Below are 12,204 nucleotides of genomic sequence, written 5' to 3' on the forward strand. Positions count from 1 at the left end.
GGCGGGACGGCCGACAACGGGAAACGAGAGGGGAACGGCATGGTGCACGCACAGGGCGTGGCAGAAGTGACCGACGCGGACTTCGAGGCCGAGGTGCTGGAGGAACGGGGACGGCCCGTCCTCGTGGAGTTCACCGCGGACTGGTGCGGCCCCTGCCGCCAGCTCGCGCCCGTGCTGTCCGCGGTCGCCGCCGAGGAGGCCGGGCGCCTCAAGGTCGTCCAGATCGACGCGGACACCAACCCCGGCACCGTCACCAGGTACGGGGTGCTGTCCATGCCGACCCTGCTCGTCTTCCGCGACGGCGAGCCCGTGAAGCAGATGGTCGGGGCCCGCGCCAAGCGCCGCCTCCTCCAGGAGCTGGAGGAGGAGCGCGAGGCGGCCGCTACGGCCTGAGCCAGACCGTGGCCAAGGGGGGCAGGGTCATCCGCAGGCTCGCCGGGCGGCCCTGCGCCGGCACCGGCTCCGGCCGCAGCGGCTGCGCGTAGTGGATGCCGCTGCCGCCGTAGGCCTGGTGGTCGGTGTTGAGCACCTCCCGCCACAGCGGCACCTCCTCGGGGACCCCGATGCGGTAGCCGTGCCGCACCACCGGCGAGAAGTTCGACACCGCGAGCAGCTGCGACCCGTCCTGCGCGTACCGCAGGAAGGCGAATACGTTGTCCTGCGCCGCGTCCGCCTCCACCCAGGCGAAGCCCTCCGGCACGCTGTCCCGCTCCCACAGGGCGGGCGCCGCCGTGTACGCGCGGTTCAGGTCGCGCACGAGGTCGCGCACGCCCCGGTGGTCGGCGGACGCGGCGTAGGAGGAGTCCAGCAGCCACCAGTCGGGCCCGTACACCTCCGACCACTCCGAACCCTGGGCGAACTCCTGCCCCATGAACAGCAGCTGTTTGCCGGGGTGGGCCCACATGAAGCCCAGGTAGGCCCGGTGCGCGGCCCGCCGCTGCCACCAGTCCTCCCCGGGGATCTTCGACACCAGCGAGCCCTTGCCGTGCACGACCTCGTCGTGCGAGATCGGCAGCACGTAGTTCTCGCTGAAGGCATAGACCATCCCGAAGGTCATGTCGTGGTGGTGGTACTTGCGGTGCACCGACTCCTTCGACATGTAGCGCAGGGTGTCGTGCATCCAGCCCATGTTCCACTTCAGCCCGAAGCCGAGCCCGCCGCAGTCCGTCGGCCGGGTCACGCCCTCCCACGCGGTGGACTCCTCCGCGATGGTCACCACCCCGGGGCAGCGCCGGTACACGGTGGCGTTCATCTCCTGGAGCAGCGCCACCGCGTCCAGGTTCTCCCGCCCGCCGTGCTCGTTGGGCGTCCACTCGCCCTCGCTCCGCGAGTAGTCCAGGTAGAGCATCGAGGCCACCGCGTCCACGCGCAGCCCGTCCACGTGGAACTCCTCGCACCAGTAGACGGCGTTGGCCACGAGGAAGTTGCGGACCTCCTTGCGGCCGTAGTCGAACTCCAGCGTCCCCCAGTCCGGGTGCGCGGCCCGCCGCGGGTCCGGGTGCTCGTACAGCGGCCGCCCGTCGAACTCGGCCAGGGCCCAGTCGTCGCGCGGGAAGTGCGCCGGCACCCAGTCGACGATCACCCCGATCCCCGCCCGGTGCAGCGCGTCCACCAGGCAGCGGAAGTCGTCCGGGCCGCCCATCCGCGAGGTCGGCGCGTAGTACCCGGTGACCTGGTAGCCCCACGAGCCCCCGAAGGGGTGCTCGGCGACCGGCATCAGCTCCACGTGGGTGAAGCCCAGCTCCTTCACGTAGGCCGGGAGCTGCTCCGCCAGCTGCCGGTACGAGAGCCCCGGCCGCCAGGACGCCAGGTGCAGCTCGTACACCGACAGGGGGGCCTGGTGTGCCGGGCGGGCGCCCCGCTGCGCCATCCACTCGGCGTCCTGCCACACGTACCGCGAGGCGGTGACCACCGAGGCGTTCGCCGGGGGGACCTCCGCCGACCGGGCCATCGGGTCGGCGCGCAGGGTGTGGCTGCCGTCGGGCCGGGTGATGTCGTACTTGTACAGCGTGCCCTCGCCCACGCCCGGCAGGAACAGCTCCCACACCCCGCTCGCCCCCAGGGAGCGCATCGGGTAGGCGACGGGGTCCCAGTACGAGAAGTCCCCGGTGACCCGGACCCCCTGGGCGTTCGGCGCCCACACCGTGAACCGGGTCCCGGCCACCCCCTGGTGCTCCATGGGTTCGGCCCCGAGCGCCCGCCACAGCTGTTCGTGGCGGCCCTCCCCGATCAGGTGCAGGTCCAGCTCGCCGAGCGCCGGCAGGAACCGGTACGGGTCGTGGATCTCGATCTCGTCGCCGTCGTAGGTGACCAGCAGCCGGTAGTCCGGCACCCCGGTCAGCGGCAGCAGTCCGGAGAACAGCCCGTCGCCGTCGCTGAGGAGTTCGGCGCGCAGCCCCTTGGCGACGACGGTGACCGCCTTGGCGTAGGGGCGCAGCACGCGGAAGGCCACGCCGCCCCGCTGGGCACGGGCACCCAGCACGGCGTGCGGATCGTGGTGGCGGCCCTCCAGCAGCCGGGCCCGTTCGTCACCGCCGAGGGCGGGCGCCGGCCGGACCCCGCGCGCGGGCGCCTTGCGGGCGCGCGGTGCCGGAGCCTTGGGTTTGCGCGCCGCCGCGACCGGCGCTCCGCGGCCGGGAGCCGGCGCCGGAGCGGCGGCCGCCGGGGCAGCCGGGGCCGTCGACGGCGAGGTGGTGGAGGGTGACTGACGGGCGGGGCTCACGTGTGCGGCCTCCTAGGCGGCTGCGGGCGGGGGGACAGGGAGGGGAAGCCGTCGCCGGCTGCGGGACCGGCGCCCGGGCCGAGTCCCGGTCCCGGACGGGCGACGGGACCCGGGCCCGGCGCGGCCCGGCCGAAGCTCCGGTCCGTGCCGGAGGCGAGCCGCCGGATCGCGGCCATCGGCACGTGCAGCCAGTCGGGCCGGTGCCGGGACTCGTACCGGGCCTCGTACACCGCCTTGTCGGTCTCGTACGCACGCAGCAGTACGGGGTCCTCCCGGGGGTCGCGCCCGGTGGTGCGGGCGTAGCCCTCGCAGAAGGCGGCCCGGCAGTCGTCCGCCCAGGCGGGGGCGAACGGCCGGTGCGAGCGGGCGGCGTAGTCGAAGGAGCGCAGTATCCCGGCGATGTCGCGGACGGCCGGTTCCGGGCGGCGCCGGTCGGCGAGCGGCCGGGCCGGCTCGCCCTCGAAGTCGATCAACGACCAGGAGCCGTCCAGGGTGCGCAGGGTCTGCCCCAGATGGAGGTCGCCGTGGATCCGCTGGGCCGCGACGCCCGCACCGCGGGAGGCGGCCAGTGCGTCGAAGGCGCCCCGCAGCCCCGCTTCGAAGGGCCGCAGCGCGGGCACCTCGCGCGCGGTGGCGGCCAGCCGCGCCGTCATCCCGGCGGCGAGCCGGGCGGTCTGCTCGGGGCCGAGGGCCAGCGTGGGCAGGGCGCCGGCGAGCGCGCTGTGCACCTCGGCCGTGGCCCGGCCGAGCTCTTTCGCCTCGGCGGTGAAGTCCTTCCCGGCTCCCAGCCGGCGCAGGGCCAGCTGCCAGCCGTCGTCGGATCCGCGCAGGTACGGCTGGAGCACGCCCAGGGTCAGCGGTTCGCTGCCGGGCAGCTCGGCCTCGTACCAGGCGACGGGTGCCGGGACGCGCGCGCAGCCCGCCGCGGCGAGGGCTCTGGGCAGCTCCAGGTCCGGGTTGACCCCGGGGCCGACGCGGCGGAACACCTTGAGGATGAACGAATCTCCGTAGATGAGGGACGAGTTCGTCTGCTCCCCGGAGAGCGGCCGCGGGACCAGTCCCGCCGGTACGGGAGCCTGCGCGTCCCGGTCGAAGCGGAGCGGGCCGAGCGTGCCCGGCGAGCGCAGCCGCTCCAGCAGCATGGCCGCCAGCCGGGGGTCGCCGAGCGCCTCGTACACGGCCCGGCCCGCGTACGGACCGCGCTCGGCGTGCCCGATCAGGGCGGGGGCGAGAGCGGGCGGCAGGGACGGGCGGATGCCCAGCAGCAGTTGGTAGCAGTCCCCGTCGACGTCGAGGAGCAGGTGCAGCAGTCCGGGGGTGGAGCCCGGTGGCAGGAGTTCGGCGGCCGAGACCGCCCTCAGCCTGCTGATGGTGCGGCCCTTGCCCGCGAACCAGCGCTGTGCGGGCAGCCAGGCCCGCAGCATCGGTTCCAGCGGGCCGATTCCGGCGGCCCGGTCGGCCGCCAGCCGGCTCCGGGCGGATGCAGCCTCCGACATGGCGTCGCGTCCTTTCCCCGGGCCGTCACAGAATGCGCAGAGTGTCCCGGATGTGCGGCAGTTGCTTCTCCGGCGTGTGCGAGTGTCGGGTCAGGATGATCCGTACAGGGGCGGGCGGTTGACCCGTTCGAGCGGCCCGCCCCTCGTTCCGGCCTGCTACTCGGCTCGCGGCTCGGTCCGTTGTTCGGAACGCAGCCGGAACCAGTAGAAGCCGTGTCCTGCCAGGGTCAGCAGGTACGGCCACTCACCGATCGGCGGGAAGCGCACATCACCCGTGAGCTCCACCGGGACCCGCCCGTTGAACGACCTCAGGTCCAGCTCGGTGGGCTGCGCGAAGCGCGAGAAGTTGTGCACGCACAGCACCAGGTCGTCCCCGAACTCGCGCAGGAAGGCGAGCACCGCCGGGTTGGACGAGGGCAGTTCGGTGTACGAGCCGAGTCCGAAGGCGGGGTTCGCCTTGCGGATCTCGATCAGCCGACGGGTCCAGTGCAGCAGTGAGGAGGGCGATGCCATCGCGGCCTCGACACTGGTGACCTGGTACCCGTAGACCGGGTCCATGATGACCGGCAGGTTCAGCCTGCCCGGATCGCAGGAGGAGAAACCGGCGTTGCGGTCCGGGGTCCACTGCATCGGGGTGCGGACGCCGTCGCGGTCGCCGAGCCAGATGTTGTCGCCCATGCCGATCTCGTCGCCGTAGTAGAGGATCGGCGATCCGGGCAGGGACAGCAGGAGCGCGGTGAACAGCTCGATCTGGTTGCGGTCGTTGTCCAGGAGCGGGGCGAGCCGGCGCCGGATGCCGATGTTGGCCCGCATCCGCGGATCCTTGGCGTACTCGGCGTACATGTAGTCGCGCTCTTCGTCGGTGACCATTTCCAGGGTCAGCTCGTCGTGATTGCGCAGGAAGATGCCCCACTGGCAGCGGTCCGGGATCGCCGGGGTCTTGGCCAGGATCTCGGAGACCGGGTAGCGCGACTCTCTTCGCACCGCCATGAAGATGCGCGGCATGACGGGGAAATGGAAGGCCATGTGGCACTCGTCCCCGCCCTTCGCGTAGTCCCCGAAGTAGTCGACGACGTCCTCGGGCCACTGGTTGGCCTCGGCGAGCAGGACGGTGTCCGGGTAGTGCGCGTCGATCTCGGCCCGCACCCGCTTCAGCAGCTCGTGCGTGCGGGGCAGGTTCTCGCAGTTCGTCCCCTCCTCCGCGTACAGGTACGGGACGGCGTCGAGCCGGAACCCGTCGATGCCGAGGTCCAGCCAGAACCTGAGGGCGGAGACGATCTCCTCCTGCACGGCCGGGTTCTCGAAGTTCAGGTCCGGCTGGTGCGAGAAGAAGCGGTGCCAGTAGTACTGCTTGCGTAGCGGGTCGTACGTCCAGTTCGAGGTCTCGGTGTCGATGAAGATGATGCGGGCGTCCTGGTACTGCTTGTCGTTGTCGGCCCACATGTAGTAGTCCCCGTACGGCCCCTCGGGGTCCTTGCGGGACTGCTGGAACCACTCGTGCTGATCGCTCGTGTGGTTCATGACGAAGTCGATGATCACCCGCATGCCGCGCTGGTGTGCGGCGTCCACGAACTCCACGAAGTCGGCGAGGTCGCCGAACTCGGGCAGTACGGAGGTGTAGTCGGAGACGTCGTAACCCCCGTCGCGCAGGGGTGAGGCGAAGAACGGCGGCAGCCAGAGGCAGTCGACGCCGAGCCACTGGAGGTAGTCCAGCTTCGAGGTGAGTCCCTTGAGGTCCCCCACGCCGTCGCCGTTGCTGTCGTGGAAGGAGCGGACGAGGACCTCGTAGAAGACGGCCCGCTTGAACCAGTCGGGATCGCGGTCCTTGGCTGGGGTGTCCTCGAAGGTATCGGGGACGGGATCGTTGATCATCATGTGGTGGGTGACCCTCCGGTGGGCGGGGACGGTCGCAGAGCGGCCAGTACGTGCGCGGGCGTGCGGCCCGGCTCTAGGCGCACGTAGTTCGCCCTGCCCCAGTGATAGGTCTCGCCGGTGAGCTCGTCGCGCACCGCGAGGGACCCGTGCCAGTCGAGGCCGAGTACCGGCATGTCCAACGAGACCGTCGCCTCCTGGGTGTGGTGCGGATCGAGGTTGACGACCACCAGTACGGAATTGGCTCCGGCGTGCTTCGAATAGGCGATCACCTGTTCGTTGTCGGTCGGGTGGAAGTGGATGTCCCGCAGCTGCTGGAGGGCGGGGTTGCGCCGGCGCAGCCGGTTCAGGGAGGTGATCAGCGGGGCGATGGTGCGGCCCTCGCGGTCGGCCGCGGACCAGTCCCGCGGCCTGAACTCGTACTTCTCCGAGTTCAGGTACTCCTCGCTGCCCTCCCGCACCGGGGTGTTCTCGCAGAGCTCGTACCCGGCGTAGACCCCCCAGGAGGGGGACAGCGTGGCGGCGAGCACCGCGCGCACCTCGAAGGCGGGCCGCCCCCCGTGCTGCAGGTACGCGTGCAAGATGTCGGGCGTGTTCACGAAGAAGTTCGGCCGCATCACGGAGGCCGAGCGGGTACCGGACAGCTCGGTCAGGTACTCGGTGAGCTCGGCCTTGGTGTTGCGCCAGGTGAAATAGGTGTACGACTGCTGGAAGCCGACGGCGGCGAGGGCGCGCATCATCGCCGGGCGGGTGAAGGCCTCGGCGAGGAAGATCACGTCGGGGTCGGACTTGTTGATGTCCGCGATCACCTTCTGCCAGAAGACCACCGGCTTGGTGTGCGGGTTGTCGACCCGGAAGATGCGGACGCCGTGGTCCATCCAGTACCGCAGGATGCGGACCGTCTCCTCGACGATGCCGGCCATGTCGGTGTCGAAGTGGATCGGGTAGATGTCCTGGTACTTCTTCGGGGGGTTCTCGGCGTAGGCGATCGTCCCGTCGGCGCGGTGGCGGAACCACTCCGGGTGCTTCTCCACCCAGGGGTGGTCGGGGGAGCACTGGAGCGCGAAGTCGAGCGCGATCTCCAGGTGCAGCTCCCGGGCGCGCGCCACGAAGGCGTCGAAGTCCTCGATGGTCCCGAGGTCCGGGTGGACGGCGTCGTGCCCGCCCTCCGTGGAACCGATGGCCCATGGCACACCCGGGTCCCAACTCCCTGCGGACAGCGTGTTGTTCGGGCCCTTGCGGTACGTGCTGCCGATGGGGTGGACCGGTGGCAGGTACACCACGTCGAAGCCCATCGCGGCGACCGCGGGCAACCGTTCGGCGGCCGTCCGGAAGGTCCCGCTGACGGGCACCTCACCGGGCTCGACCACGGCCCCCTCGGACCGCGGGAACATCTCGTACCAGGAACCGAAGAGGGCCCGCTTGCGTTCGACCAGCAGCGGCAGGGCCTTGGCGGAGGTGACCAGCTCCCGGTACGGGCGGCGCGCGAGGGCCGCGTCCACCCCGGGGGCGAGGGCGGCGGCGTACCGCTCCGCGACCTCGACGTCCTCGTCGCGCATCACCTCGGCGGCGGCCGTCACGGCCCCGCGGCCGTCGCGCTTGGGGATCCGGGCCGCGGCCCGCGCGTACAGCTCGGCGCCCTCCAGCAGCACCAGTCCGGTGTCGATCCCGGCGGGGATCTTGATCGCCGCATGGGCCCGCCAGGTGGCCACCGGGTCGCTCCACGCCTCGACGGTGTACGTCCACCTTCCCTCGGTATCGGCGGCCACCCGGGCTCCCCACCGGTCGGTACCGGGGGCGAGCTCGCGCAGGGGCACGGGGGGACGGAGCCGCCCGTTCGGATCTCTGAGCACGACGTGGGCGGCCACGGCGTCGTGTCCCTCGCGGAACACGGTGGCGGAGATCTCGAAGACCTCGTCCACGACCGCCTTGGCGGGTCTGGCGCCGCAGTCGACGGCGGGGCGGACGTCCAGCACGGGAATGCGACCGATCATGATGGGATCACCTGGGGGCAGTTCGCAGGGCTCGGTGACAACAGCGCAGCCGGGGAACCGGCTGGTCGTGCACGCTCTGTTCGCTCTGTTTCTAGCCGCTCGGAAGACGGCTGGGCTGCGGGCATGGCCGCTCCTGTCCGCGTTCACTCGGGTGGCGGGGAGAGGTCGGGTGCGGGTGCGCCGTGCGTGTACCTCGCGTACCCGGTGAGCCCTTCCCACTCTCGCCCCGCCCAATCCGGGCACCCGGTCACTACTCGTCCGTAGTGGCACGGGCGTCACCCGCCCTCGGTCGACATCCGGCGGGGCTACGTCAAGTCCGCAGGGATCACCTGATGTGAGTACGCACACCACCCGTCCCACCTGCCTCGCGAGCCGCTTCCGGAGCGCATCGAGGCCCCGATTCCGGCGGGACCCGCCGTCGGAGCGGAGGCGTAGGGATGGCCGGATCGCATCCCTCGCGGGACCTTCGGACCGGCCCGGGCAGGGCGGTCCCGCCCGTCCGGCACGGCAGCGGCCCGGCCGGGGTGCCATGGCCGGGAAGGGGACGGCTCGCTAGCCTTCCGGGGGTGATGCGCGGGTGCACAGCGTGGTGCGGCCGCTCCGATCCGCAATCCCCTGCGAAGGTGGAACACGTGAAGGCTATCCGTCGATTCACCGTGCGCCCCGTCCTCCCGGAGACCCTGCTGCCACTTACCGATCTCGCGCACAACCTGCGCTGGTCGTGGCACGCGGAGACCCGCGAACTCTTCCAATCCGTCGACCCCGAGGGCTGGCAGGCCGCCGACGGCGACCCCGTCCGGCTCCTCGGCGCCGTGTCCGCCGCCCGGCTGGCGGAGCTGTCCGGCGACCGCCGGTTCCTGCGGCGCCTCGCCGTCGCCGTCGCCGACCTCGATGACTACCTGGGCGGCGGGAGGTGGTACCAGGGACAGGAGTCCGGCGGCACCCTGCCCGCCGGGATCGCCTATTTCTCCCCCGAGTTCGGCATCACCGCCGCCCTGCCCCAGTACTCCGGCGGACTCGGGATCCTCGCCGGGGACCACCTGAAGGCCGCCAGCGACCTCGGCGTCCCCCTCATCGGAGTGGGACTGCTGTACCGCCACGGCTACTTCCGCCAGTCGCTCTCCCGCGACGGCTGGCAGCAGGAGCACTACCCCGTACTGGACCCCGACGAGCTGCCCCTCGCCCTGGTCCGCCAGGAGGACGGCACCCCCGCCCGGATCTCGCTGACCCTCCCCGGCGGCCGCGCCCTGCACGCGCACATCTGGCAGGCCCGCGTCGGCCGGGTGCCCCTGCTGCTCCTGGACTCCGACGTCGAGGACAACGACACCGCGGCCCGCGAGGTGACCGACCGGCTCTACGGCGGCGGCAGCGACCACCGGCTGCTCCAGGAGATGCTCCTCGGCATCGGCGGCGTCCGTGCCGTGCGCCTCTACTGCGCCCTGACCGGCCACCCCGACCCCGAGGTCTTCCACACCAACGAGGGCCACGCCGGCTTCCTCGGGCTGGAACGCATAAGGGAACTGGAACGGGAGCAGGGCCTCGGCTTCGACGCCGCCGTCGAGGCGGTCCGCGCCGGCACCGTCTTCACCACGCACACCCCCGTCCCCGCGGGCATCGACCGCTTCGAGCGGGCGCTGGTCGCCCGCCACTTCGGGGACGGCGGGGAGCTGGCCGGCGTCCCGGTCGACCGGATCCTCGAACTCGGCGCCGAGTCCTATCCCGGAGGCGACCCCGGCGTCTTCAACATGGCCGTCATGGGACTGCGCCTCGCCCAGCGGGCCAACGGGGTGTCCACCCTCCACGGCTCCGTCAGCCGGGGCATGTTCGCCGGGCTGTGGCCGGGCTTCGACGCCGCGGACGTGCCCATCACCTCCGTGACGAACGGGGTGCACGCCCCGACCTGGGTGGCCCCCGAGGTCGTCCGCCTCGGCGCCCGGCAGATCGGCGCCGGCCGCACCGAGGACGCCCTGTCGGTCGGCGGCTCGCAGCGCTGGGACGCGGTCGCGGACATCCCCGACCAGGACGTCTGGGACCTGCGGCGGGTCCTGCGCGAGCAGCTGGTGCAGGAGGTGCGCGAGCGGCTGCGGGCCTCCTGGCGCCAACGCGGGGCCGCGGAGGCCGAACTGGGCTGGGTGGACTCCGTACTCGACCCGGACGTGCTGACCATCGGCTTCGCCCGGCGCGTGCCCTCGTACAAGCGGCTGACCCTGATGCTGCGCGACCCGGAGCGGCTGCGCGCGCTGCTGCTGGACCCGGAACGGCCCGTGCAGATCGTGGTCGCCGGCAAGGCGCACCCGGCCGACGACGGCGGGAAGCGGCTCGTGCAGGAGCTGGTGCGCTTCGCGGACGACCCGCGGGTGCGGCACCGGATCGTCTTCCTGCCCGACTACGGCATGGCGATGGCGCAGAAGCTCTACCCGGGCTGCGACGTCTGGCTCAACAATCCGCTGCGTCCGCTGGAGGCCTGCGGGACGAGCGGCATGAAGGCCGCGCTCAACGGCTGCCTCAACCTGTCTGTACTGGACGGCTGGTGGGACGAGTGGTTCGAGCCGGACTTCGGCTGGGCCATCCCGACCGCCGACGGGCTCGGGGCCGACGAGGACCGCCGGGACGACCTGGAGGCCAACGCGCTCTACGAGCTGATCGAGGGCCGGGTCGCGCCCCGGTTCTACGACCGGACCGGGGGCACCGGGCTGCCCGTGCGGTGGATCGAGATGGTCCGGCGCACGCTGGTCTCCCTGGGGCCCAAGGTGCTGGCCGGGCGCATGGTGAGGGAATACGTGGAGCGGCTGTACGCACCGGCCGCGCTCGCCCACCGGGCCCTGACCGCCGAGGCGGCGCGGGACCTCGCCTGGTGGAAGGGGCGGGTCCGGGCCGCCTGGCCGCGGGTGGCCGTCGAGCACGTGGAGGCCCTGGCCGCGGCTCCCGTCGACGGCACCGCCGAACTCGGATCCACCCTGACGCTGCGGGTGCGGGTCGCCCTGGACGCGCTGGCACCCGAGGACGTGGAGGTGCAGGCCGTCGCGGGCCGGGTGGACCCGCAGGACGTGATCAGGGACGCGCGGACCTTCCCGCTCAAGCCGGCCGGCGGACCCGACCTGGAGGGCCGCTGGGTGTACGAGGGCCCGCTGGTGCTGGACCGCACGGGGCCGTTCGGCTACACGGTGCGCATCCTGCCCGCGCACCCGCTGCTCGCGACACCGGCCGAACTGGGCCTGGTCGTGGGACCGGCGGCGGGCGAGGCGGGCCCGGGCGGAGGAGTGGTCCTGCGCTGAGGCACGGCCGGCCGGGGGCCGGACCGGGAGGGCGGGCGGCGCATCCGGAGGCCGCCCGTCCTCCCGGCCGCATGCCCGGGCGCTGCCGGATGGGCTCAGCAACGCCTCCCGGGAGGGTGAATCTTCGAACACATTCCGCACGCCTCATCGCTTCTTCACAGTGGTCCGCTCCTACGCTGCCCGCGGATGCCACCGGACCCGGTATCCGCGGACCCCGAGAAACGGACCTCCCATGCGTCTTCGTACCACCGCCGCCGTGTTCGCCGGCGCCGTCTCGCTCGTCCTGCCCGCCGGCGGCCCGGCGCTCGCCGACGACCACGACGGGCGCGGCCTCGGCACCCTGCACTACCGGTTCATCGAACGGAACGGGGAGGAGCGCCGCGCGCAGATCCGTCCCGCGGGCACCGACACCTGCTACCTCCTGACGTACACCTCCCGGAACCGGCCCGCCGTCGAGGTGATCAACGAGACGAGGTCGCAGGCCGTCCTCTTCGACAACCCGGGCTGCGCCGGCCGGGCGGAGCGGGTGCTGGAGCCGGGCCGGCGGGCGCGGAACGTCGAGGTCGTCGCGGTCTTCTTCAAGCCGGTCCGGGGCAACGGGAACGGGAACGGCAACGGGAACGGGAACGGCGACTGGACCGGCCCCGGCGGTGGCAACGGTGACGACCCGGGCCGCGAGGACCAGGGCCAGGGCCGTCCGGACCAGGGCCAGGGCCGTCCCGAGCAGGACCAGGGCCGTCCGGACCAGGGCCAGGGCCGTCCCGAGCAGGACCAGAACCGCCCGGACCAGGGCCAGGGCCGTCCCGAGCAGGGCCAGGGCCGTCCCGAGCAGGACCAGGGCCGTC

Annotated in this window: 6 protein-coding genes and 1 pseudogene; 3 read left to right on the forward strand and 4 right to left on the reverse strand. The window is 72.5% G+C overall.

Going from position 1 to position 12,204, the window contains the following annotated elements; translation table 11 throughout:
• The first annotated feature begins 39 nt into the window (after nucleotides 1-39).
• Nucleotides 40-393, forward strand: a complete 354-nt coding sequence (trxA, locus tag ACFWUZ_RS16960; protein WP_384372809.1) for a thioredoxin — start codon at nucleotides 40-42, stop codon at nucleotides 391-393.
• Here the strand turns inward: trxA and glgB are convergent.
• The 4 genes from glgB to ACFWUZ_RS16980 all read right to left on the reverse strand — a co-directional run bounded on the left by glgB (nucleotide 383) and on the right by ACFWUZ_RS16980 (nucleotide 8,084).
• Complete coding sequence (gene glgB, locus ACFWUZ_RS16965; protein ID WP_384372811.1) at nucleotides 383-2,722, reverse strand: 1,4-alpha-glucan branching enzyme; 2,340 nt, start codon at nucleotides 2,720-2,722, stop codon at nucleotides 383-385. The genes trxA and glgB overlap by 11 nt on opposite strands.
• The gene (locus ACFWUZ_RS16970) at nucleotides 2,719-4,218 is read right to left on the reverse strand and encodes a maltokinase (protein ID WP_384372813.1); all 1,500 of its coding nucleotides are present in this window, start codon (nucleotides 4,216-4,218) and stop codon (nucleotides 2,719-2,721) included. Before ACFWUZ_RS16970 ends, glgB begins: the two co-directional genes overlap by 4 nt.
• 156 nt (nucleotides 4,219-4,374) lie before the next feature.
• On the reverse strand, nucleotides 4,375-6,093 hold the full coding sequence (treS, locus tag ACFWUZ_RS16975; RefSeq protein ID WP_384372814.1) for a maltose alpha-D-glucosyltransferase: 1,719 nt from the start codon (nucleotides 6,091-6,093) through the stop codon (nucleotides 4,375-4,377).
• Nucleotides 6,090-8,084, reverse strand: a complete 1,995-nt coding sequence (locus ACFWUZ_RS16980; protein ID WP_384372816.1) for a maltotransferase domain-containing protein — start codon at nucleotides 8,082-8,084, stop codon at nucleotides 6,090-6,092. Before ACFWUZ_RS16980 ends, treS begins: the two co-directional genes overlap by 4 nt.
• A 632-nt stretch (nucleotides 8,085-8,716) precedes the next feature.
• Here ACFWUZ_RS16980 and glgP point away from each other — a divergent pair.
• Nucleotides 8,717-11,359, forward strand: coding sequence for an alpha-glucan family phosphorylase (glgP, locus tag ACFWUZ_RS16985; protein ID WP_384372818.1), 2,643 nt, complete (start codon nucleotides 8,717-8,719; stop codon nucleotides 11,357-11,359).
• Nucleotides 11,360-11,591: 232 nt separating this feature from the next.
• A pseudogene (locus tag ACFWUZ_RS16990) lies at nucleotides 11,592-12,204 on the forward strand (hypothetical protein); the annotation flags it as partial.

The sequence above is a fragment of the Streptomyces sp. NPDC058646 genome, from assembly GCF_042716875.1.
Taxonomy (GTDB): Bacteria; Actinomycetota; Actinomycetes; order Streptomycetales; family Streptomycetaceae; genus Streptomyces.

Bases quoted from the DNA above. Each gene is read 5' to 3' on its own strand.
- ACFWUZ_RS16970 (WP_384372813.1), bottom strand. From the start codon at position 4,218: ATGTCGGAGGCTGCATCCGCCCGGAGCCGGCTGGCGGCCGACCGGGCC.
- ACFWUZ_RS16980 (WP_384372816.1), bottom strand. From the start codon at position 8,084: ATGATCGGTCGCATTCCCGTGCTGGACGTCCGCCCCGCCGTCGACTGC.
- treS (WP_384372814.1), bottom strand. From the start codon at position 6,093: ATGATGATCAACGATCCCGTCCCCGATACCTTCGAGGACACCCCAGCC.
- trxA (WP_384372809.1), top strand. From the start codon at position 40: ATGGTGCACGCACAGGGCGTGGCAGAAGTGACCGACGCGGACTTCGAG.